The following is a 22,822-nucleotide window of genomic DNA, read 5'->3' on the forward strand; positions in this document are numbered from 1 at the left end:
GGTGACATTTATGGAAACTAGATACTTGATATCAGGGGATAAGGCAGTGGTTGCTGAATTTGGAAATGAGATATCAGAAGATATAAACAAAAAAGTAATTTCATTTATGAGAGCAATAGAAATATCGAATCTTAAAGGTATTGTAACAGAAATGGTACCAACATATAGGTCACTTATGATAAGTTATAATCCATTAGAAATAGATTTTGATAGTTTGATTGAGAATTTAAAAAAAATAGAAGATAATTTGGAAAGTATAGTATTACCAAAACCTAAAATACATGAGATTCCAGTATGTTATGATGAGGTTTTTGGTATAGATATTAAAAACGTTGCAAGCTACAATAATCTCACTGTAGATGAAGTTATAAAAATACACACAAGTAGAGAGTACTTGATATATATGCTAGGGTTTACTCCTGGATTTCCATATCTAGGTGGTATGGATGAAAGAATAGCTACACCTAGATTAGAAGTGCCAAGGACTAAAATTTATGGTGGGAGTGTTGGAATAGCAGGTTCCCAGACTGGTGTATATCCTATTGATAGTCCGGGTGGATGGCAAATAATTGGTAGGACACCTTTAAAATTATATGATGAAAATAGAGAAGAACAGATTTTGCTTAGAGCTGGAGATTTTATAAAATTTGTTCCAATAACATTAGATGAATTTATAGAAATCGAAAAAAATAACTTAAGTATTTAAATATCGTTATAGTACAGGGAGTGGTATATATGGGATTCAAAGTTGAATTAGGAGGTTTCCAAACATTAATACAAGACAGAGGCAGAGTTGGCTATGGTCAATATGGTGTATCTGGATGTGGAGCAATGGATGAGTATGCACATAGAGTAGGAAATATATTAGTAGGAAATTCTGAAGATGAGGCTTCTTTAGAAGTTTTAATGTTAGGTCCTACAATTACCTTTGATGAATATACGCAAATAGCAGTAACTGGGGGAGATTTAGGGGCTAAAATAAATGGAAAAGAAATTCAAAACTGGAGGTCATATCAAATAAATCCAGGTGATGTATTATCATTTAGAGGTGTGAAATCAGGTGCTAGAGCCTATGTGTCAATAGCTGGTGGAATAGATGTTCCACTTGCAATGGGAAGTAAGTCAACTTATACAAGAGCTAAAATTGGTGGATTTGAAGGTAGAGCACTTAAAAAAGGAGATTATATAAATACTTTTATTCAGGAAAAAGATTTTACAATAAATAAAAAATTAAGTTCAAAATATATTCCAACTTATAGTTCAGAAATCGTACTAAGAATTGTAAAAGGTCCTCAATTTGATGCTTTTTCTAACGGTGAAGTAGAGAAATTTTTATCAAATAAATACAAAGTTACGAATGAAATAGATAGAATGGGTTGTAGACTAGATGGAGAGAGTATAAAGCACCTTAATGGAGCAGATATTATATCTGATGGTATTTCTTATGGAGCTATACAAGTACCTGGTCATGGAAAACCGATTATAATGTTATCAGATAGACAGACTAGTGGTGGCTATACTAAGATAGGGAACGTTATAAGTGTAGATTTGTATAAGTTAGCACAAGCAAAGCCAAATGATGTAGTAAAATTTGAACTTGTAGATATATATGAAGCACATAGACTATTGAGAGAGCAAGAAGATAAGATTCAAGATATCTACAAGAGTATGAAAAATATAAGAGTTGTAAAGGCAAAAGTATTAAATGATATAGCAGTTTAATTTAATTTTAACAAATACAATTTTTATTATAATTTATAATATAACTTACAAATAGCTATTTACTATTTACCATAATTAAGATGGTTTAGATTAGTCAAATAGCTATTTTTTTAGTTTGAGTAAATATTTTAAATTTAAATAAATACTTCAAATTTAAAATAAAAGCAATATTTAAATCTATTATATTATCTACAAAAAGTAGGTGTGTCATATTGAGTTTATTTAGATTTTATTGGCCAAATTGGAGGTGATATAACTCCATATCCACGAGCTATTGTATCTTTACTTGGATTGATGATTTTATGTGGTACATTAGCTTTTATAAATGTTGAGTCACCTGGATTTAATCTAACTACCTTTTCACCCATACAAATATCAACCACACCACTCGTTACCACCATAATTTCTTCTGATGCATGATATATATAATCTTTGGCATCCTCACTTTCTGGTTTAAGTTCAAACTCTACAAATAAAATTGAAGGTGTAAACTCAGTTGTAGGCATTGGAGATACTATCTCGTAAAACATTTCACTCTTTGGAAATTTCATCATAACTCTATCTTCTTTTCTAATGACTAAATCATCAGTATTATTGTCATCCATAAACATATATAAAGGAGTGTCTAAAACTTCAGCGATTTTTCTCAATGAAGACAAGGATGGTTCAATAGCATCTCTTTCTATTTGAGAGATATAACTTATAGATAAATCTGTCAATTTGGAAACATCACTTAATGTTTTTTTCTTGCTTTTTCTTATATTTCTCATCTTTTCACCTAGCATAAGAACCTCCAAATAATAAAATTAATATAAAATATTCGCTTAAAACAAAGTAATTATAGCACAACATAGAAGTAGTGGCAATAAGAATACATAGTAGATTTTGACAATTAAAATTTAATTAAATCCAAATAAAAGTCTATGAAAATGAATTATTGTTAAATTAATACAAAGAAAATAATAATAAAAAAATTTAATAGAAGAGTATTAATTGAATTAAGATTATCACATTATATTTTGGAAAAGAGTAAATTTTCAGTAAATTATCTTGACATATATATTGAAGTAATAATATAATTTAAAGTATAAAATTTTAAAAATTGAATTATAACTTCAAAAAATAAGGAGGGTAATATGAAGATAACAGATATCAAATTTGAAAAGCTTAGAATTAAATTAAAAAAACCTGTAGTAGTTTCATTTGGAGTAATTGAATATGGAGAAAGTGTAATTTTAAAAATTGAAACTGATGAAGGGTATTGTGGATTTGGCGAAGCAGCACCTCTTGCAGCAGTTACAGGTGAAGTTTTGGATAATGTTCTTTCAGTATTACTTATGTTTAAAAAAGAGTTAATAGGCAAAGACCCACTAGATATTGAAACCATACATACCATCATGGATGGAATTATTATAGGTAATACTTCTGCAAAAGCAGCTATTGACATAGCTTTATATGATATTAAAGGAAAAATTATGAATGCACCCCTTTATAAAGTTCTTGGAGGATTTGATAGTAAAGTCCAAACGGATATTACTATAAGTATAGATAAGCCAGAAAAAATGGCAGTAGAAGCTTTAGAAAGAGTAAAAGAAGGTTTTAGGATATTGAAGCTTAAAGCAGGTATAAATCCTGAAGACGATATTGAAGCTGTAAAGTTAATTAGAGAAGCCGTTGGAGAGAGTATAAGAATTAGAATTGATGCAAATCAAGGATGGAACGTAAATAGCAGTATAAATACTATCAAAAAGTTAGAAGAATTTAATGTTGATGCAATTGAACAAGCACTTCCACATTGGGATTTAGATGGTACTGCTTACATAAGAAATAAAAGTAACACAAAAATTATGATAGATGAATCATTACATTCACCAATAGATGCAATTAAGGCTATAAAAAAGAATGCAGTTGATACATTTAATATTAAGCTGATGAAATCAAGTGGAATATATCCTGCTATAAAAATCAACAACATAGCTGAGGCAAGTGGAGTAAATTGTATGTTAGGATGTATGCTGGAAACGAGAATTGGTATAACAGCAGCAGCAAATTTAATAGCATCTAAAAAGAACATAACAGAAGCTGACCTTGATAGTTTTATGTTTTGTGAAGAATTAGAAGGTATATCTGGAGGATTTGTAATGGATGGAGATATTATGAATCTTGTCAATAAACCAGGTTTAGGAATAGAAGTAAACTTATGATAAATTTGGAGGTTAAATATGAATACACTTTTTTCAAATCCAGGTAGTATACTTGCTGTAATGACATCAATGATTGCATTGGGTTTTTACTTACAAAGATACAAAGCCATTAAAAGCTTAGGACCAGCACTTACAATAATCATAATGGGAATAATACTTTCAAACTTAAAAGTAGTTCCAGTAAGTACTGAGTTATATGGAACTATTTCAACATATGCTATTCCAGTTTCTATGACTATAATGTTGATGAGTGTTGACTTAAAAGAAATGACAAAATTATCAAGAGAACCTTTAATTGCAATTTTTGTAGCTGTATTAACTGTAAGTATCATGGCATTTTTATTTGGATTAGTATTTGCAGAAAAAATATCAGAAGGTTGGAAGGTTGCTGGAATGTTTGTAGGTACATACACTGGTGGAAGTGCTAATCTTACAGCTATTGGAACAGGTCTTAATGTAAGTAGACAAACTCTTGCAGCAGCAAATGCAGCAGACTATGTAATTGGAGTACCAACATTGATATTTATGTTTGCTCTACCAGCAATATTAAAAAATTCAAAGAAGTTTAAAAAACTTTGGCCATATCATGTAGAAGAATCAGAATTAGAAGATTGTCAAAATGAAGAATTTATGGAGTCAAAAGAATGGAGTATTAAAGATATAGCTTGGATGTTGGCTATAGGTTTTGTTGTTACAGAAGTTTCAACAATACTTGCTGGATATTTCAATTCAAGTTTTAGTAGTGCAGCAAGAATACTTTTAGTTACAACAATTTCAATTATAATTGCTCAATTAAAGCCAGTAAAGAAACTAAAGGGAAATTTAGATTTAGGATTATTTGTTGCATTATTCTTTTTATGTACAATAGGTTTTTCAGTAGATATAAAAGAGTTTTTAGGTTCAACTTTTACTATAACACTTTACTGTTTTAGCATAATTTTTGCTTCATTTGTTTTCCATTTAGGCATAACTAGACTTTTAAAGATAAAGTATCAATATGTAATACTTTCTATAGTAGGAGCAATTGCTGATGGTCCTACTTCAGCTTTAGTAGCTGCTTCTGCAAAGTGGAATTCGCTTGTAAGTGTAGCAGTCGTAATGGGAGTAATTGGTGGAGTATTAGGAAATTATGCAGGTATATCAGTGGCATATGCAATAAAGATGTCTCTAGGATTATAGGGGGGAGTTTAATTGATAAAATTTAAATTATACATATCTGGACTATACAGTGGAAATGTAATCTTTGATGGAGATTTATTAATTGAAAAGTTGAATCCTTTTACAAATAAAATAGAAAGTTTAAAACCAATAAGCAAAGAAGAAAATACATACTATTTAAATCTTACAAAAATAGATTTAAAGTCTTTATTTAATAACTTTGATGTATATACTAAAAGCTTAGTAAACACAGATAAAGACACAGTTATAAATAACTTAGGAGAAACGCATTCTAAACTTAATGAATATATATGGGTTCAAAGAAACAAAAAGTTCCCACTAGATATAATTATTGTAGATAATAAAATAGTAGGTTTTATCTGTTTATCCAGAGAAACTTGTACTATATTAATTATGGATGGATATGAAGAGTATACTGTATTAAAAGAATGGGAAAAAACTCATAAAAATGAAGAGATATATTCTATAAGATTTGGTGGAAATTATATGATTGATATGAAAGATGGTATAAAACTTTCTACAGATGTATATCTCCCTGATTTTGTAGATTCTACCAAAAAAGCACCGACAATTCTTATGAGAACTCCATATGGAAAAGAAAATGATAAAGAAATATATTATAAATATGTACAAAGAGGATATGCTGTTGTAATACAAGATGTTAGGGGAAGAAATGAATCAGAAGGTAAGTGGGAACCTTTGATTCATGAGAGGGAAGATGGAGATAGTACCATAAATTGGATAGTATCACAGGAATGGTCAAGTGGAATAGTTGGAATGCTTGGAGCATCATATCTTGGTTATGTCCAATGGGCAGCTGCATCTTCAGGCAATAAGCATCTTAAAGCTTTAGTTAGTATAGTAACATCAGGAAGCCCTTTTATTGATATACCAAGAAAAGGAGGAGCTTTTGTATCTGGTATGCTTGCATGGGCATTTATGGTATCAAGAAATAAAGTTGATAGAAGCAAAATGGTAAGAGATGATTGGGATGATGTTTTAAACATACGACCAATAGAAAATATACCTTTTGAAGCTCTTGGATATAGAATTGAATTTCTGGAAGAATGGTTAAAGAGAGTAGAAAAAGATGAGTATTGGGATTTGATGGATTGGCATTTACAAAAAGATAAAATAAATGTACCTGCATTGGTTGTATCTGGGTGGTATGATGATAATAGTATGGGAACTACAGAGGCCTTAGATGTTATAAAGGACTATGAAAAAGGAAAGAGAAAGGCTATTCTAGGTCCATGGATGCATAATTCAAATACTTTAAGAGATATAAATGGTATTTCTTTAGGAAATAGTTCATTAAGATATGATTTGGATTATAATTATCTATTATGGTTTGATAAATACTTAAAAGGTATAGAAAATAACATAGATACGACTGCTCCAGTAGAGTATTACTCTGTAGGTTCTAATAAGTGGAAGACAGAAGAAAATTGGCCAATAATAAATAAGATAGATAAAAGTATGTATCTAATAAGTGATGGAAATGCTAACACATCTTTAGGAAATGGTAGATTAGTATTTGATAATGATTTAGAAGAAAAGTATGATAGTTATATATATAATCCAAAAGACCCATCAGTACAACTAATTGATATGTCAGAGAATGAAGTTGGAGTTCCAAATAACTACAAAGATTTAGAAAAAAGAAGTGATATGTTGTGTTATACATCAGATGCTTTTAGTGAAGAATTTACTGTAACAGGTGATATAAAGTTAGAGTTTTTTGCATCAAGTTCTGCCAAAGATACTGACTGGGTTATAAAAATTATGGACGTGGATTTAGATGGAAATTCAATTAAATTAGCTGATGGTATACTTAGTGCTAGATTTAGAAATAGTTTTTATAAGTCAGAGTTTATGGAAGAAGGAGAGATTTATAAGTTTACGGTTATAACTTCAAAAATATCAAACACGTTTAAAGTTGGTCATAAAATTAGACTAGATATAACATCTAGTGCTAAAAACTTTATTTTCCAAAATAGCAACACGACAGAGGGATATAATAGTATTGAATATATAGAAGCAAAGAATACGATTTACCATGGAGGTAAATATCCATCTAAATTGATATTGCCAATAGAGAATAAGTAAATTTATATAGATTAAATAGTGAGGAGGTGTCTCAAAATGAATTTTTTAGTTCGTGAGACACTTTCTTTTATACGAAATCAAATATATTTTCATCATTTCAACAATGAAAAAGAGGCTTATCTCTCTGTTTTGAGATAGCCTCCTATAAGCTAAATTGATTATTTTGTAGCTGCAACAACGCTCATTTCAACTAACAAATGCTCTCTAGCAAGTCTAGCTTCAACACAAGCTCTAGCAGGTTCAAACCCTTTTTCAACCCAAGCATCCCAAACAGAGTTCATAGCTTCAAAGTCTTTCATATCTCTTAAATAAATAGTAACAGATAGCAAATGTTGCTTATCTGAACCATATTTGTTTAATAAATCTTCTATTTTAGCTAAAACTTCAGTTGTTTGTTCAATTACTCCTCCTTCAGCATGAGTTTGTCCACATAAATAAACTGTATTGTTATGAACTACAGTTCTACTCATTCTTCCAGTTCCTTCATATCTCTTTATTTCCATATTTTAAATACCTCCATAGTTAAAAAATCTATTAAAAATCTAAATAATAAATTAAAAAAAGTCTATACTATATAAAATTATATTATATATTCTGATAATAATCCATAAAAACATATAACTTTTTAGCTATAATTATTATTGTTATTAATTGAAAAGATTTATTAGTTACTTGACATAGTTTACACTTTTAATTATAGTATAAATTGGAATATTTAGATAATTATTATTTAATGTATAAGCTAAGTTTTTAATTAATATGGCTTTATACATTTATATAGAAAAGAGGTACGTATGAGTAGCACAATCAAATCAAATCGAATAAAAGGTATAATGTTTATAATAGCATCAGCGCTTGGCTTTGCAATGATGTCTGCATTCGTAAAGCTAGCTGGAGATTTACCAAGTTTTCAAAAAGTGTTCTTTAGAAATCTGGTATCAGCTATAATAGCTTTTTGGCTTATCATAAAACATAAAGGAAGTCTAACTGGTAAAAAAGAAAATTTAAAAGTACTTTTATATAGGTCAATATTTGGAACTCTAGGAGTTATATTTAACTACTATGCAATTGACAAGTTGATGCTTTCAGATGCTAATATGCTAAATAAAATGAGTCCCTTCCTTGTAGTAATATTTTGTGCAATTGCTCTAAAAGAAAAAATAAATGTAAAGCAGATAGGAGCTATTATAATTGCATTTATAGGAGCTTTATTCATAATAAAACCAACATTTAGTGTAGAAGTAATTCCATATCTTGGGGGAATTGCAGGAGCTGTATTTGCAGCAATGGCATATACTTGTTTAAGAGTTCTTGGAGATAGAGAAGATTACTATACAATTGTATTTTTCTTTTCAGTTTTTTCATTAGTTACTGTAGGGCCAATTGCTTTTGCAGTATATGAACCAATGACCCTTATGCAACTTATATATCTATTACTAGGTGGAGTATTTGCAAGTCTAGGTCAATTTGGAATAACTCTAGCATATAAATATGCACCTGCTAAGGAAATCTCTATATTTGACTATAGTAATATAATCTTTTCAGCAATTTTAAGTATATTCTTATTCAATGTCTATCCAGATATGTTAAGTGTTGTTGGATATTTAATAGTATTTTCGGCAGCATTTTATATGTTTTTATACAATAAGAAGTTAGATAAATTAGACAAAGAAAAGAAGAAGTAAACTAGATAAAAGTGTTTTTATAATTTGTATTGAATATTTAAGTCTTTGTATTAAAATTAAAGAAAATTTAATTAAAAATGTTTGGTATATTAACTTATAACAGCAGTTAAAATTGAAAAATTATAACTGCTGTTTCTTTTATTAAAAATATCCAAATGTCTGTAAAAATAGACTATAATAGAGTAGTATAAATAATATAAAGGGGATAAATTAAAGTATGGAAAAAGTGAAAGTTGCTGTGATTGGAGCAGGTAATAGAGGAACGTATGCATATGCTCCATATATTTATGAAAATTCTGATGTATGTGAAATAGTTGCTGTAGCAGAACCTAAAAAAGGAAGACGAGAACTATTTACAAAAAAATATAACCTAGATAGTAAAAATGTATTTGAAACTTTAGAAGACTTTTTTAAACATGACAAGATGGCAGATGCAGTAATAATAGCTACAAATGATGATAGACATTATGATGTAGCAAAACTAGCTCTTGAAAAAGGTTATCATGTACTATTAGAAAAGCCAATGTCTAATAGTTTAGATGGTTTGGTACATATAGATGACTTGTGTGATAAGTATAAAGATAAGATTTTTATGATTTGCCATGTACTGAGATATTCTCCATTTTATAATAAATTAAAAGAAATTGTAGAAAGCAAAAAATTAGGAGAGCTAGTTAGTATACAATATAATGAAAATATAGGATATTGGCATTTTGCACATAGCTTTACTAGAGGGAATTGGAGAAATAGCAATGAAACCAGTCCTTTAATTTTAGCAAAGAGTTGTCATGACATGGATATTTTGTTATATTTAGTAGGAAGTAGATGCAAAAAAATATCTGCATTTGGAAGCTTAAAGCATCTTAATAACCAAAATGCTAGTGGAGAGATGGCACAAAATTGTCTTCAGTGTTTAGTTGAAAAAAAATGTCCATATTCAGCAAAGAGAATTTATTTAGAAAAAGATAGAAGTATAAATAGAGCTGTTCACATAAATCCAACTGAAGAGAATCTATTAAATATACTTAAGACAAGTCCATATGGAAGATGTGTTTACAGATGTGATAATAATGTTGTAGACAATATGGTAAATATACTACAGTTTGAAAATGGAGTGACGGCTACTTTTAATTTATGTGCATTTACTAAAGAAAATGGAAGAACTATAAAGTTAATGTTTAGCCATGGTGAAGTTGGTGGGGATTTAAATAAAAATGAGATAAGAATTAAAGAATTTGGAAAAAACGAAGAAATAGTTATGAATCCATCAAATCAACAGAATATGGTAGAGGAATATGATAGAAATCTTATAGCTGAATTTATTAAATTAGTTTCAAATAAAGAACTAGAAAAGGGTAGAGTAGCAGCAAAAGAAGCTATACAAAGTCATGTAATGGCATTTGCAGCAGAATATTCTAGGGTCAGTGATGAAGTAGTGTATATAGAAGAATTTTTTGATAGTGCTAAGCAAATGACTAAGGAGATAGAAGAAACTATATTTTAATTAATAAAAATTTATTAAATAAAATAAAGATAGATTAAATAATAGAAATACGAAAATATGTGTTCTATTAAGGAATCTATCTTTTTTATTAAGGTTTTTTCTTATCCCTATCAAAAAAATCCATACATTCTGATAAAAGATAAGAAAGTAAAGCGAATAAGATTTCTGTACTTAAAGGAATCGTTACTGAATCCATAAAGGTATCAATTATGTTCATAGCTAGAAAAGTTAGTATAAAATCAATTATAAATTCGCAAAGTTTATATATTGAGTATGGTAATTTGTTTACATATCTGAATATATCTAAAATAGTAGTGCATAGAAAATCAATTGGAGTGGTTATACAAAAATATATTAAAAAGAAAATTAATACAGCTCCAAGAGATTTATATTCAAATCCTAAGAATGATAAGAAGCCAATTCCTATAACCGTGAAAATACAAAAAGTTATACCAAAAAAAACAGCAAAAAATAAAAATACAGAAATAAATTCGCCTAAAGGAATCCTTCTTTTATTACTTATCTTAATCAACTCCTTAATTTATGATATGAAATTTATATAAATAATAACATTCTTAAAAATTCATAATAGTCCTCTGTTTCAAATAGTACTGTTTGAGAATCTATTTTTTTCATATTTGGATAAAAAGAGGCCTTAAAAGCTTTATAATGTTCTCTAAATTTTATTTCTATCTTAAATTTATCTGGCAATTTTATTAAGTGCCTAGATAAATCTCCAGATAAAGCTTTTTTGACACCTTTTTCAATTTTTTTTAGTGCAAGGTTTGGATGGATTGAAATTGAACCATTTCCAATTCCTTTTGACACAGGAACAGTGACTATATTTGGATTTAGTTTTTTTGCACTCTCACAAAGCATTTCATCTCCACTTAAAAATGCTACAGGAACATTATAATATGCAGCAATATAAGCATTTATAGTAAATTCAGATGCTATTTCATCATTTATTTTAAAATAGTCATAATCAATATCCATAGTATGAGAAAGTGGATTACCATTACAAGTAGCTCCAGAGTGATAGCCGGTGAATATACATGCATCAAAGCTTTCATCAATTCCTGCCATCATAACTAGTGGGTCTTTGGTCCATCCTCTAAGTATTTTGACGTTTTCAGGTAAAATATTTGGATTAATATTTCTACCACTGTCATGTGCATCTTTAACAAGTATTTCATGTACACCAGATTGAGTAGCTCCATCACATGCTGCTGTTATCTCTTTACTCATTTGTGTTCTATAGTGTTGCGAAAATTCACATTCAAGTTTTGTTTCATCCCAATTTACAATACCACAAGTACCTTCTATATCAGCACTTAAATACAATTTCATAATATATACCCCCTTATGTTTATTATTGATGATAATAACAGATAACAGAAAATACATAATCAATAAAGGGCATAAAAATATTATGTCTTACTATTAACTATTATTAAATCTGTAACTGAAAAATAACTAAATTGGTATAAAAAAATATAACACTATGTGTCATTTATTTATATAGTTTTTTATATTTGATGTTTATATAAAATTGTAACATATAAGTGGTTACATTTACTAGTTTAACATAGTTAAAATAGTTAGGTATTATTTTTAAGTTAAATTGATTATTATAAAATCGCAGAATAAAAGAAAAATTTAATTTATTAAAATGCATGAAATGTTTTTTCCTCAACATAATGCTAAATTAAACTCAAAAAGAAATAATAGAAAAATCTTATGTAGCTTAGAAAGAATGTGAATGATTTAAGGGAAAAATAGAAATTTATTATATAATATTAGGTTGTATTATATAATACAGCCTAATATTATATGTATATGTGACATAAAATCTTGGTAAGTGTAAATAAAATAAATATGGAAAACAAGTTAATGAAATCAAGAAAAAAGTAATTTAAAATTCAATTTCATCTTCCCAATTAAATTCTCCTGATTTTTCTACACTCTTAGGCCAGTGACTACACCATTTAGGAACGGAAGGATTTTCAACCCTATCAACGCTTGGAGTATATGGCTTTAAGTCAATAACAGGACTATTATCATTAGCATCAATATATGGTATTTTTATTATGCCATTTTCATGGTCGATATTGATAATTTGTACAGCAGTCAATGCTATTGGATTGGGTCTTATAGGTGACCTTGTTGCAAATATTCCTATAACGTCTGGTCCACTTTTATAAGGTTTTGGGGTTTCTAAAATACTTCTTAGTTCAGGATTATCAAACCCATCAGCCCACCAAAATACATTTAAATGACTGAAATCGTCGAGTTCATTTAATGCAGGTACATACTTTTTGTCTAATTTAATAAAGACCTCTTCGCCTTGAATACATATTTTACCTATAGGATTTATTAATATTTCTTTCATAATATTACCTCCAACTATTTAATTTATCATTTGTAATTTTAGGGTATAACATGACATCATGTGAGGGTCAATATAAAATAATAAATAAAAATATTAATAGTTAGAATGATAATACATTTTTTACATGGAGCATGACACCAGTAATAAGGCAATCTTCGTCAATATCAAAAGTAGAGGTATGCAAAGGGGAAGTAATGTTTTTTTCACGATTTGCACAACCAAGGTGGTAAAAAGCTCCTTCACAGTGTCTTAGAAAATACGAAAAGTCTTCAGCCCCAAGAGTGGGCGAGTCTTTAAGGATAATATTTTCTTCACCAAACAATTCTACAGCATTTTGTTTGACGTAATCTACTAGATGGTTTGAATTGATAAGAGCTGGATAACCTTCCTCAATTTCAACAGAAATACTTCCTCCAAATGTTTTACAAGTAAAATCGCAAATTTCTCTAATTCGTTTTTTTGAAAACTCTCTAGTTTCAGGAGTCAAGGTTCTCAAAGTACCCCTTATAACCACTTTGTCACAAACTATATTTTCTTTGATTCCACCTTCAATCTTTCCTAGAGAAATAACCACAGAATCAGTTGGATTTGTGTTTCGACTAACGATTGTCTGTAGAGCTGTAATAATATGAGCAGATATAACAATAGCATCAATACCTTGATGTGGATAAGCTCCATGACATTTTGAACCATGTACAGTTAATTGAAGTGTATCGGTGGAAGCATTTAGAGTGTTGTATTTTAATTCAATTAGATTTTTGTTGATATTGGGATTTACATGAAGTCCAAATATATATTTTACATTTGGGTTTTCAAGACATCCATCTTCTATCATAAGTTGAGCCCCACCAATAGTTTCCTCGGCAGGTTGAAAAAAGAATTTTACATTTACATTTAAGTAATCCTTTAATTTAAATAGTATATTACAAGTACCCAGTAAAATAGCAGTGTGTGCATCATGACCACATGCATGCATTTTGCCAATATTAATAGATTTATAAGAATAATTAAGTTCTTCTGTTATAGGTAAGGCATCTATATCAGCTCTTATAGCAACTGTTTCAAAGTTTGGACTCACGTTAATGTATGCAGTTATCCCTGTATGATTCTTATATTCAATATAATTTATACCTATTTCATTTAAGTATTTAATAATTTTTTTCTTAGTTTGAAATTCTTCTAATCCAAGTTCTGGAGTCTTATGTAAATCTCTTCTTATATTTATAACCCAATCATTTATCTCATGACAAAGAGTTTTTATATTAAGCATAAAACACATCCTAACTATATTAAAAATTTATTTTTCTTCATTAATTATATTATTTTATGTAAATCATTATTATGTATCAAGTACAAATAAAATATCTTATAATTATATTAGAGATATTTAGTATGGAGAAGAATATATCATTTTATAAGAAGAGGTGTTTAAATGTTAGGAATAATTGCGCCATCTGGGCCATTAAGAAATACAAGTTTGGAGGAAATAAAGTTTAATTTAGAAAGTTATGGTTACGAAGTTAAGTTTTCTGAAAGTTGTAGTTTAAATTATAAAGGTTATTTAGCTGGTAATGATGATATTAGAGCAAGGGATATAGAAGATATGTTTTTAGATAAAGATGTAGATATAATTATGTGCTTAAGAGGAGGTTATGGAACAACAAGAATATTGGATAAAATAAATTATGATATAATAAAGCAAAATCCAAAACCATTTATAGGTTTTTCTGATATAACAGGTTTAAATTTAGCTTTCTATAAAAATTGTGGTCTTTTACCATATCATGGAATAATGGCAGCAAATGTAGGTAAATGGGATAAATTTACCTATAAATCATTGGTAAATGCTTTAGAATTTAAAGATGAATTATATTTAGAAAATCCAAAAGAAGAAAAGATTTATACTGTATGTGAAGGTAAAGCAGAGGGAATAATAATGGGAGGAAATTTATCCTTAATAATTGCCACAATGGGAACAAAATATGAAATAGATGCAAAAGATAAAATTTTGTTTATTGAGGAAATTGGAGAACCTCAATATAAATTGGATAGAATGTTAACACAACTATATTCTTCAGGAAAACTTGAGGAATGTAATGGTATAATTTTTGGAGATTTTAAGGATTGTATTGAAGAAAATGATTTGATGGAATTACTAATAGAATTTGCAAATAAGGTCAATAAACCTTCTATATATAATCTTCAGTCAGGACATTGTATCCCAATGATAACTATTCCTTTGGGCAGAATGTGCGAATTAGATGCTACAGAAAAAATCGTTAAATTAAAAAAATAGTGTGTATATAAATATAATAGAAATATGGTATAATCTTATACAAGTAAAAATTTAGCTAGGAGGATGAAAAATGTCTGATGATAGAATAATAGACTTTAACGAACTAAAGAACAAAGTTAAAGATTCTGATGTAGATAAATTTGAGCAATACATATATAACTTATATTTTTCTGTTATGGATGGAAAGATGTCTATGGCTGAGTTTTCAAGAAAAATATTCGATTATATGAGAGATAACAACATATCTCAAGAAAAATTTATGAAAATACAAAAGCAATTTATGGAGAGATATGGTATGGACACTGAAGAAGTAGAAAAACAACTTAGAAACTTTGGAATCGACCCTTCTACAGCAGGTTTTATGAGTAATAATACTTCCAGCAAAGTATCTACAGAAGATTTAGAGTCATTTAAGAAGAGTGCAGGATTTTATGAGAAATATGGAGAAAAAATCCAACCAAAGAGTTGTATAACAACATTTATAAAAAATGACTTAAATGATATTAATGTAATAATCGACCAAGAAAAGATAATGCTTTGTAGTGATAGAAAAATAAATCTTATGGATTCAGAACTAAATGAGTTTTTATTAGAATATAAGAATATGTTTAATAAAAAAATAAAGGTAGTAATGTGCGAAACTACGAATAAGTATGATTATTAAAAAATGAATTTAAATACTGAAGTAGTATCAATTAATTGTACTACTTAAAAATAAAAATCGCAATTTATTATTCCTTATAAATTTGTATAAGGAATATCTAAACTGCGATTTTTTATATTGTGAAGATTAGTAATAATAGATAGTGTTTTAAATTGTAATCTTCTCACTAAAACTGTGTTTTTCTATTAGAAATTTTATTAAAAATAAATATCTGATAATTGTATTATATGGGATGTAAAGTATTAGAAGCTTAACGAATCTCTTTTAATACATTAACTCCATTTTGAATCATACTGTTGAAAAATACTAAGTTTAAAATCTCAGCAGGGTGAACGTTAGGAATATCATAAGTATCTACTAAATTCATAGGTACAACTATATTTTTTTCAATATTATGTTGATTAAAATATGATTTTAGAGTTATTGCAAATTGATATATACATATATCTGTGCAATCGCCAACTATAATTATATTATCTATATTATCAAAATCCAAATTTTCTAATGCAAAAAAACCATTAGTAGAATTTTTAGGAAGAATTTGTAGGTTTTCTATCGACTTAAGTTCATCAACCAATTCACTTTCTACATCATTTTCCAAACAGTGAACAGGATAACTCAAAAGTTCTATTGATTTAGGAGTATGAGAATCAGTAAATGCTATTACTCTATTTAATTTGTTTGATATTTTTTTTGTAAACATTTCAATTGGCTTTATTAAAGACTCTACTCTAGGAGAGTATAATGCACCTTGTCTTGCAAAGCCATTATTAACATCAATTATAAATAAAGCAGTTTTACTCAAATCATAATTTTCTATTTTTTCTATTGGTAGATTATCTAAATTACTCTTTAAAGCTTCAAGTTCATTTAATAAGTTATCCATAGTTATACCTCCAAGATAAATTTAATAAAATTGTACATATTAATTATATAAAAGTCAAGGAGTACAAACTATTGTATAATTAGCTGTATTGTTTTGAGTGTAAAAGATTTGAAGCAATATCTGGATAGTTAGTAAAAATACCATCTACATTGAGTTTTAGACAGTGTAGTATATCATCCTCTTCATTTACAGTATATACATTGACACCAAGTAGATTTTTGTGACAAAGTTCAATTAGAGATTCATTTACTAAAACTAGAGGTGGATGAAGGTAACTATTACCCAGAAATTTAGCAAAATTGACTACATTGTTTATAGGTAAATAACACAATAATCCTGTTTTTATACTAGGGTCTAATTTATGAAAGTTTTTTAAGCTATTGCTGTTGAAACTAGATATAAGAACTCTATTTTTCATATTATACTTTAAAATAAGCTCTAAAACGTCTTTTTCTATATTGGGATAGTTTATTTTGTCAGTTTTTAGTTCTATATTTAAAATAAGGTCTGTAGGTGAAATTAGAATTAATACTTCTTCTAAAGTTGGAATTTTACATTCTTTATTGCTTTGATATCCTTCAAAAGATGAGTTTAGAGTTTTTAATTTTCTTAAAGTAAAGTCTTTTACAAAACCATGTCCATTAAAAGTTCTATCAACCTTTTCATCATGAATAACTACAATTTTTCCATCCTTAGTTCTGTGGACATCAAGTTCTATTCCATATATATCCATATCCAAACATTTTTTAAAAGCTAGAATAGTATTTTCTGGATACTTTCCACTAAACCCCCTATGAGCATAAATATTCATTTATATGGTTCCCTCCTATAAGTATAACTTATCTTATAAAAATTTAATTAATATAATATATCATATTCCAAAAGGTATTGTTATATATTAGTTAAATAACTATTTGTAATTTATATATTATATAAATGTAGAAAAATAAAATCATATATGTGTTATAATATATTTTAAACATTGTAAATATTACGAATTTAGTAGTCATAATAAGTGTAATTTTATGCAAGCTCATGTTTTTAGAGCTTGCATATGTATTATTAATATATTTATATATTGTGAAAATAAAATTCCAAAAGAATTTTTTCTATAGACTTAGTAGTAAGGGGGAATTTTGATATGTATGAAGTTAATTTAGAACGAGCTATGAATTATTGGATGGATTTGTTAGATGATTATACGAATATAGCAAAAATTCCAAATGATTTTTTTTATAAAGATTGTTCTGATGAAGTAGTAGATGAGGTTTTTAAGATGAATATTGAGAAACATGAAAGGTTAATTCAATATTCTAAAGTGAACAATATTAGCATAGACTCTATCATAGAAACTATATATGGCCTTATACTTCAAAAGTATATATATGAAGATGATGTAGTTTTTGGTAAAACAATGAATATAATTCCAATAAGAGTAAGAGTTAGACAAAGTGAAAAATTTATAGATGTTGTAAGGAAGCTAAAAAGGCAGTGGAGCAGGTCTTTAGAGTATGGATACTATTTGTTATCAGATATAGAGAATAAAAATCATCTAAATACTAAGCTTATAAACACAATATTTATAGCTAAAAGTTTTGATTTATCATATGATTATGACATAGAAAAAAAAGGATATGATTTATCTGTAATAGTATATACTAAGAGGGCACTTAAAATAAAAATAAAGTATAAACCATCTATATATAAAAGAGAAACTATTAGAAGAATTTTAAATCAATTTGATTATATAATAGAGCAAATAATAGAAGATAATGATATTTTAATAGAAGATTTAGAATTTGTATGTAAGGAAGAAGAAAAAGTATTATTGGAAGACTTTAATAATAATCAATATGAAGTACCCTATGATAAAAGTTATGTTGATTTATTTAGGGAGCAAGTTAAGGTAACACCTAGTAATATAGCTGCTAGGGATGAAAATAGAAAGTTAACATATAAAGAATTGGATGAAGTAACTGATAAACTTGCAGGTTATTTAAATCATATAGGAGTGGAAAGTGAAGACATAGTAGCTGTAATGTTACCAAGAGATATTAACATAATTATTACAGCAATAGGGATTATGAAATCAGGGGGAGCATTTTTTCCAATAGACACAAGTAATCCAGAAGAAAGATTGAATTACCTTCTTGAAGATAGTAATGCAAAAGTAGTGATAACTACAGATGAACTCAAAAGTAAGGTTGTAAATGAGAATACCATAGTACTCGATATAAATGATGAAGAAATGTTTAAGCTTGGATATGAATTAACTGAAAAAATAACATCATCAAATTGTGCATATACGATATCTACTTCAGGGTCAACTGGTAGGCCAAAGACCATAGCTATAGAACATAAGAGTTTAGTAAATATGTGTTATTATAGCGTAAAATCTATAAGCGCTACAGAAAATGATATATGTGGTATATACTTAAGTTTCAGTTTTGATGCTGTAATGAAACAACTATTCCCTTATTTGCTTGTAGGTGCATCAATAGATATTATGCCTGAAGAAGCTAAATTTGATGAATATACAGTAAATGAATACTGTGAGGAAAATGACATAACTATACTAGCATTGCCAACAGCATTTGCAAGGTTATTTATACAAAATTGCAATAATAATTCACTTAGAGTTGTACAGACTGGAGGAGAAAGATTAAAAGGATATAGAAAGCGTAATTATGAACTATATAATGAGTATGGACCAACCGAATTTACTGTTGTATCGACTTCTTTTCATGTGGACAGAGAATATGGAAAAATACCAATAGGAAAACCTATATTTAATACTTATGCATATGTATTAGATAAAAAGAACAAACTATGTCCAATTGGAGCACCAGGAGAGCTATGTCTATCAGGCATTCAAATATCAAGAGGATATTTAAATAAAAAAGGGCTAACAGAGCAAGTATTTGTAGAGAATCCTTACAAAACTTGTGAACATAATAAGTTAATGTATAGAACTGGTGATTTAGTAAGATGGTTAGATGATGGAAATTTAGATTATATTGGAAGGATGGACAATCAAGTAAAAATTGATGAGTTTAGGATAGAGCTATATGAGATTGAAAATATAATAAATAATATTACAGAAATTAAAAGTGTTGTTTGTATATCGAGAACAAATGATGATGGAGATATGTATATATGTGCATATTATGTAATTGATGAGGAAGATAGTGGTAAGATAAATGAAAGAACTATTAGAGAATATTTAAATGAGCATCTACCTCCATATATGATTCCAACAATAATAATGAGGATAGATAAGATACCAGTTACACCAATCGGAAAAGTAAATAAAAGAGCATTACCAGAATAATTTTTTATTATGATAGGTGTCATAAAGTGATTTCAGACATTTCTTTATGACACTTATTTTTATAAAAGAATCAATTTGCATAAAAACAAGAATTTTCTGTATATATTTACTATGGTGAAAATTTATTTATAAGAATGATTATTGTATTTTTTATACTTTTCCGTGTTTTAAAGCATTTTTTTTACAAAATTAATTTTACATTAAAAAATTTTTTTATTTTATATCTTAATAGTTTTTAGTAGAATTGAAAAATAAAAAGAAAATTAGCATAAAAATATCTAAAAGTAGAAATTAATAATATAGGGTTAAATTTTAGTAGTTTTGACTCGCTATTTGTAAAATAATAAAAAGTTAAGTTTTATATGTATATATGTTATAATATATACAAATTGAAAAGGGGTGAAAATTTTATGAACAAAAAATTACCTAAGGGTGCTTATGGTGAGGTTAGTGGAAAAGATTACGTTCCATATATCACAGATAAGTCCAGAACCGGTGGAAATGTAGCTGTACTGATTATCGGTATTATTTTAGCTGCCATTTTTGCCGCATCTACAACTTACTCTGGAATGAAAGCCGGTCTTACAGTTGCCGCAGGTATTCCAGGAGCTATAATAGGTTCTGCTTTTGTTGGAGCATTTGCTCGTTCAAAGGGTATTCTTGGTAAAAACTTAATCCAAGGTATGTCAAGTGGTGGAGAATCTGTTGCAAGTGGATTTATTTTCGTATTACCAGCAGTTATATTAATTGGAAGCCAAATTACATTCTTAGAAGGCTTAGCTGTTGGAGTTGGTGGAGTTTTATTTGGTATAGGAATTGCTGCTATAGTTCACAACTATCTAATAGTTGAAGAACATGGTAAACTTATGTACCCAGAATCAATGGCTATATCTGAGACACTTGTTGCTTCAGAGGCTGGTGGAGATTCAATTAAGTACATGGGAATTGGATTTGTAATAAGTGGATTTATTACTGTATTAACTGGTTCATTCTTAAATGTAGCAAACAATGTAATGAGTCTTGTAGGAAGCAAATTCTACAAATGGAAATTTGATATTGAAGTAAATCCTCTACTTTTAGGAATTGGATTTATAGTAGGGCTTGAAGTTTCTTTAACAATGTTTGCAGGAAGTATTTTATCAAACTTTGGTATAGCACCTTTAATAGGATACTTTACAGATATGGCTAAAGATGGAGCTATGGTATGGAATAATCCTGCAATGCCTCTTAACCAAATGGATGTTGGAGCAATATCTAGTAGTTATGTAAAATATATAGGTGCTGGTATGATGCTTTGTGGAGGTATTATTGGTGCAATAAAACTTATACCAACTATAATCGCTTCTATAAAAGAAACACTTAAAGCTAAATCAAGTGCTGGAGAAGGAGAAGAAGGTTCATCTATACAAATGATACTTTTATTAGGTGGAGTAGTTATTGGATTTTTAGCAGCATTCTTAATTTCTGGTAACATTGTTATGGCAATTATTGGAGCTATCATATCTCTTTTATTATCTTTATTATTTGTCATAGTAGCTGGTCGTTTAACAGGAACAATCGGAACATCAAATCTTCCAGTTTCTGGTATGACTATAGCTTCTCTAGTTATTGTAACATTAGTGTTTGTTATAATGGGATGGACTGATTTAGAAGCTAATAAATCATTACTTTTATTTGGTTCATTTATAGTTGTTGCTATTGCTATAGCTGGAGGTTATACTCAATCTCAAAAAGTAACTTATATTATTGGTGGTAGCAAAAACGAAATGCAACGTTACTTTACAATTGCAAGTATAGTTGGTGTTATAGTTGTTGTAGGAGTAATTTTATTACTTTCTGACCAACTTAGAGCAACTGGTGATAATGTACAATTTGCATTACCACAAGCAAACTTAATGTCAACATTAACTTCTGGTATTATGTCAGGTAGTTTACCTTGGGTTATGATTATTGTTGGAGTATTTATGGCAATCGTTCTATATGCATTAAATTTACCAATAATGACTATAGCTATAGGATTCTATTTACCAATTGCAACAACTTCTATAATATTAGTTGGAGCATTAATTCGTTTATTTGTTGAATTAGTATCTAAAACTGAAAAAGAAAAAGAAGTTAAAGTTTCTAATGGTATAAGTTTATCTTCTGGTCTTGTTGCTGGTGGTTCTATCATTGGTTTAATAGGTATAATATTACAAGTAACTGGAGTTGTAACTCCAAAGGTACCAAGTGGATTTGCTGCAACAAATTCAATGGCAATTGCTTTATTAGTAGTTTTAGTTGTGCTTACAGCATTACCTATTGTTTTATCTAAAGTAAAAAATAATGAGCAAGAGTAATGATGTTTTAGATATTGTATTTAAAATTACTGATGGACTTGAATATGAAGTAGCTGAAAATAGTGTTGTTACTATACTTGAAAAACAGGACCATAAAATTCAAAAGTTTTTTAGAAAGTTAAAAGCTAGAATACCTAAATACAAAAAAATAGAACTAGATGAATATTCAAGTTTTGTTTTTTTACAAATTGATGGTCAAAGGACTGTTAGAGAAATAGGCAAGAACCTAGAAGCTAAATATGGAGAAGAATCTCATCCACTTTATGAAAGGTTGTTAGTATTTTTAAATCATATTGAAGTTAATTGTCACTATATTGAAAGACTGGATATATAGATATAATAAGAATTATTATAGATATATTAGAGCATATAAATTAGAAGGTAATTATGAAAGAGGCTGTCTCAAAATAGAGATAAGCCTCTTTTGTATTGTTGAAATGATGAAAATATATTTGATTTCTCATAAAAAAGAGTGTCTCATAAAACTAAAAAGTTCATTTTGAGACACTTC

Annotated in this window: 20 protein-coding genes; 12 read left to right on the plus strand and 8 right to left on the minus strand. The window is 28.2% G+C overall.

Annotated features, from left to right (window positions below):
• The first annotated feature begins 10 nt into the window (after positions 1–10).
• Positions 11–706 carry a 5-oxoprolinase subunit PxpB gene (gene pxpB, locus CDIF1296T_RS07320; protein ID WP_009889166.1) on the plus strand — a complete coding sequence of 232 codons (696 nt, stop codon included), beginning with the start codon at positions 11–13 and terminating at the stop codon, positions 704–706.
• A gap of 29 nt (positions 707–735) precedes the next feature.
• Entirely contained in the window at positions 736–1,722 is a 987-nt protein-coding gene (locus CDIF1296T_RS07325) for a 5-oxoprolinase subunit C family protein (protein WP_009896290.1), read from the plus strand.
• A gap of 218 nt (positions 1,723–1,940) precedes the next feature.
• On the opposite strand, the gene CDIF1296T_RS07330 is transcribed toward CDIF1296T_RS07325, so the two are convergent.
• Positions 1,941–2,507 (minus strand): helix-turn-helix domain-containing protein, encoded by a 567-nt coding sequence (locus tag CDIF1296T_RS07330; protein WP_003438473.1) that lies wholly within the window; start codon positions 2,505–2,507, stop codon positions 1,941–1,943.
• 351 nt (positions 2,508–2,858) lie between these two features.
• Here CDIF1296T_RS07330 and CDIF1296T_RS07335 point away from each other — a divergent pair, with 351 nt between their 5' ends.
• The 3 genes from CDIF1296T_RS07335 to CDIF1296T_RS07345 are packed head-to-tail and all read left to right on the plus strand — an operon-like array spanning position 2,859 to position 7,214.
• Positions 2,859–3,926: a mandelate racemase/muconate lactonizing enzyme family protein gene (locus CDIF1296T_RS07335; protein ID WP_009896292.1), complete on the plus strand. Its 1,068-nt coding sequence runs from the start codon at positions 2,859–2,861 to the stop codon at positions 3,924–3,926.
• Positions 3,927–3,944: 18 nt separating this feature from the next.
• Positions 3,945–5,105, plus strand: coding sequence for a DUF819 family protein (locus tag CDIF1296T_RS07340; protein ID WP_011861193.1), 1,161 nt, complete (start codon positions 3,945–3,947; stop codon positions 5,103–5,105).
• Positions 5,106–5,117: 12 nt separating this feature from the next.
• Positions 5,118–7,214: a CocE/NonD family hydrolase gene (locus tag CDIF1296T_RS07345; RefSeq protein ID WP_009896296.1), complete on the plus strand. Its 2,097-nt coding sequence runs from the start codon at positions 5,118–5,120 to the stop codon at positions 7,212–7,214.
• Between the two features lie 158 nt (positions 7,215–7,372).
• Here CDIF1296T_RS07345 and CDIF1296T_RS07350 read toward each other — a convergent pair whose 3' ends face one another.
• Positions 7,373–7,717: a RidA family protein gene (locus tag CDIF1296T_RS07350; RefSeq protein WP_009896298.1), complete on the minus strand. Its 345-nt coding sequence runs from the start codon at positions 7,715–7,717 to the stop codon at positions 7,373–7,375.
• A 291-nt stretch (positions 7,718–8,008) separates the two neighbouring features.
• On the opposite strand from CDIF1296T_RS07350, the gene CDIF1296T_RS07355 reads away from it, so the two are divergent.
• Positions 8,009–8,899 (plus strand): DMT family transporter, encoded by an 891-nt coding sequence (locus CDIF1296T_RS07355; RefSeq protein WP_003419730.1) that lies wholly within the window; start codon positions 8,009–8,011, stop codon positions 8,897–8,899.
• A 217-nt stretch (positions 8,900–9,116) separates the two neighbouring features.
• Entirely contained in the window at positions 9,117–10,403 is a 1,287-nt protein-coding gene (locus CDIF1296T_RS07360) for a Gfo/Idh/MocA family protein (protein WP_009896303.1), read from the plus strand.
• 88 nt (positions 10,404–10,491) lie between these two features.
• Here CDIF1296T_RS07360 and CDIF1296T_RS20050 read toward each other — a convergent pair whose 3' ends face one another.
• The 4 genes from CDIF1296T_RS20050 to CDIF1296T_RS07380 all read right to left on the minus strand — a co-directional run bounded on the left by CDIF1296T_RS20050 (position 10,492) and on the right by CDIF1296T_RS07380 (position 14,065).
• Positions 10,492–10,935: a regulatory YrvL family protein gene (locus tag CDIF1296T_RS20050; protein ID WP_003438483.1), complete on the minus strand. Its 444-nt coding sequence runs from the start codon at positions 10,933–10,935 to the stop codon at positions 10,492–10,494.
• A gap of 23 nt (positions 10,936–10,958) precedes the next feature.
• The gene (locus CDIF1296T_RS07370) at positions 10,959–11,753 is read right to left on the minus strand and encodes a M55 family metallopeptidase (RefSeq protein WP_009889182.1); all 795 of its coding nucleotides are present in this window, start codon (positions 11,751–11,753) and stop codon (positions 10,959–10,961) included.
• A 565-nt stretch (positions 11,754–12,318) separates the two neighbouring features.
• Entirely contained in the window at positions 12,319–12,795 is a 477-nt protein-coding gene (locus CDIF1296T_RS07375; protein ID WP_003438486.1) for an SAM-dependent methyltransferase, read from the minus strand.
• Between the two features lie 100 nt (positions 12,796–12,895).
• Positions 12,896–14,065, minus strand: coding sequence for a M20 metallopeptidase family protein (locus CDIF1296T_RS07380; RefSeq protein ID WP_009896304.1), 1,170 nt, complete (start codon positions 14,063–14,065; stop codon positions 12,896–12,898).
• Positions 14,066–14,227: 162 nt separating this feature from the next.
• Between CDIF1296T_RS07380 and CDIF1296T_RS07385 the strand changes: the two genes are divergently transcribed.
• Positions 14,228–15,091 (plus strand): S66 peptidase family protein, encoded by an 864-nt coding sequence (locus CDIF1296T_RS07385; protein ID WP_009896305.1) that lies wholly within the window; start codon positions 14,228–14,230, stop codon positions 15,089–15,091.
• 70 nt (positions 15,092–15,161) lie between these two features.
• Positions 15,162–15,755 (plus strand): DUF3867 domain-containing protein, encoded by a 594-nt coding sequence (locus CDIF1296T_RS07390; RefSeq protein ID WP_003419758.1) that lies wholly within the window; start codon positions 15,162–15,164, stop codon positions 15,753–15,755.
• 250 nt (positions 15,756–16,005) lie between these two features.
• On the opposite strand, the gene CDIF1296T_RS07395 is transcribed toward CDIF1296T_RS07390, so the two are convergent.
• Complete coding sequence (locus CDIF1296T_RS07395) at positions 16,006–16,641, minus strand: cysteine hydrolase family protein (RefSeq protein ID WP_003429326.1); 636 nt, start codon at positions 16,639–16,641, stop codon at positions 16,006–16,008.
• Positions 16,642–16,720: 79 nt separating this feature from the next.
• Positions 16,721–17,452: a glycerophosphodiester phosphodiesterase gene (locus tag CDIF1296T_RS07400; RefSeq protein WP_009896309.1), complete on the minus strand. Its 732-nt coding sequence runs from the start codon at positions 17,450–17,452 to the stop codon at positions 16,721–16,723.
• A gap of 330 nt (positions 17,453–17,782) precedes the next feature.
• Between CDIF1296T_RS07400 and CDIF1296T_RS07405 the strand changes: the two genes are divergently transcribed.
• From CDIF1296T_RS07405 to CDIF1296T_RS07415, 3 genes are all read left to right on the plus strand, one after another.
• Positions 17,783–19,972, plus strand: a complete 2,190-nt coding sequence (locus CDIF1296T_RS07405) for an amino acid adenylation domain-containing protein (protein ID WP_009896310.1) — start codon at positions 17,783–17,785, stop codon at positions 19,970–19,972.
• Between the two features lie 410 nt (positions 19,973–20,382).
• Positions 20,383–22,311, plus strand: coding sequence for an OPT family oligopeptide transporter (locus tag CDIF1296T_RS07410; RefSeq protein ID WP_009896311.1), 1,929 nt, complete (start codon positions 20,383–20,385; stop codon positions 22,309–22,311).
• Complete coding sequence (locus CDIF1296T_RS07415; RefSeq protein WP_009889198.1) at positions 22,298–22,645, plus strand: PqqD family protein; 348 nt, start codon at positions 22,298–22,300, stop codon at positions 22,643–22,645. Before CDIF1296T_RS07410 ends, CDIF1296T_RS07415 begins: the two co-directional genes overlap by 14 nt.
• Positions 22,646–22,822 lie beyond the last annotated feature (177 nt).

The sequence above is a fragment of the Clostridioides difficile ATCC 9689 = DSM 1296 genome (assembly GCF_001077535.1).
Classification (GTDB): Bacteria; Bacillota; Clostridia; order Peptostreptococcales; family Peptostreptococcaceae; genus Clostridioides; species Clostridioides difficile.

Excerpts from the sequence above, each read along its gene's own strand:
- CDIF1296T_RS07380 (WP_009896304.1), bottom strand. The coding sequence starts at position 14,065 with ATGCTTAATATAAAAACTCTTTGTCATGAGATAAATGATTGGGTTATA.
- CDIF1296T_RS07415 (WP_009889198.1), top strand. The coding sequence starts at position 22,298 with ATGAGCAAGAGTAATGATGTTTTAGATATTGTATTTAAAATTACTGAT.
- CDIF1296T_RS07350 (WP_009896298.1), bottom strand. The coding sequence starts at position 7,717 with ATGGAAATAAAGAGATATGAAGGAACTGGAAGAATGAGTAGAACTGTA.
- CDIF1296T_RS07405 (WP_009896310.1), top strand. The coding sequence starts at position 17,783 with ATGTATGAAGTTAATTTAGAACGAGCTATGAATTATTGGATGGATTTG.
- CDIF1296T_RS07390 (WP_003419758.1), top strand. The coding sequence starts at position 15,162 with ATGTCTGATGATAGAATAATAGACTTTAACGAACTAAAGAACAAAGTT.
- CDIF1296T_RS07375 (WP_003438486.1), bottom strand. The coding sequence starts at position 12,795 with ATGAAAGAAATATTAATAAATCCTATAGGTAAAATATGTATTCAAGGC.
- CDIF1296T_RS07335 (WP_009896292.1), top strand. The coding sequence starts at position 2,859 with ATGAAGATAACAGATATCAAATTTGAAAAGCTTAGAATTAAATTAAAA.
- CDIF1296T_RS07355 (WP_003419730.1), top strand. The coding sequence starts at position 8,009 with ATGAGTAGCACAATCAAATCAAATCGAATAAAAGGTATAATGTTTATA.
- CDIF1296T_RS07400 (WP_009896309.1), bottom strand. The coding sequence starts at position 17,452 with ATGAATATTTATGCTCATAGGGGGTTTAGTGGAAAGTATCCAGAAAAT.
- CDIF1296T_RS07340 (WP_011861193.1), top strand. The coding sequence starts at position 3,945 with ATGAATACACTTTTTTCAAATCCAGGTAGTATACTTGCTGTAATGACA.
- CDIF1296T_RS07330 (WP_003438473.1), bottom strand. The coding sequence starts at position 2,507 with ATGCTAGGTGAAAAGATGAGAAATATAAGAAAAAGCAAGAAAAAAACA.
- pxpB (WP_009889166.1), top strand. The coding sequence starts at position 11 with ATGGAAACTAGATACTTGATATCAGGGGATAAGGCAGTGGTTGCTGAA.
- CDIF1296T_RS07360 (WP_009896303.1), top strand. The coding sequence starts at position 9,117 with ATGGAAAAAGTGAAAGTTGCTGTGATTGGAGCAGGTAATAGAGGAACG.
- CDIF1296T_RS07370 (WP_009889182.1), bottom strand. The coding sequence starts at position 11,753 with ATGAAATTGTATTTAAGTGCTGATATAGAAGGTACTTGTGGTATTGTA.
- CDIF1296T_RS07385 (WP_009896305.1), top strand. The coding sequence starts at position 14,228 with ATGTTAGGAATAATTGCGCCATCTGGGCCATTAAGAAATACAAGTTTG.
- CDIF1296T_RS07325 (WP_009896290.1), top strand. The coding sequence starts at position 736 with ATGGGATTCAAAGTTGAATTAGGAGGTTTCCAAACATTAATACAAGAC.
- CDIF1296T_RS07395 (WP_003429326.1), bottom strand. The coding sequence starts at position 16,641 with ATGGATAACTTATTAAATGAACTTGAAGCTTTAAAGAGTAATTTAGAT.
- CDIF1296T_RS07410 (WP_009896311.1), top strand. The coding sequence starts at position 20,383 with ATGAACAAAAAATTACCTAAGGGTGCTTATGGTGAGGTTAGTGGAAAA.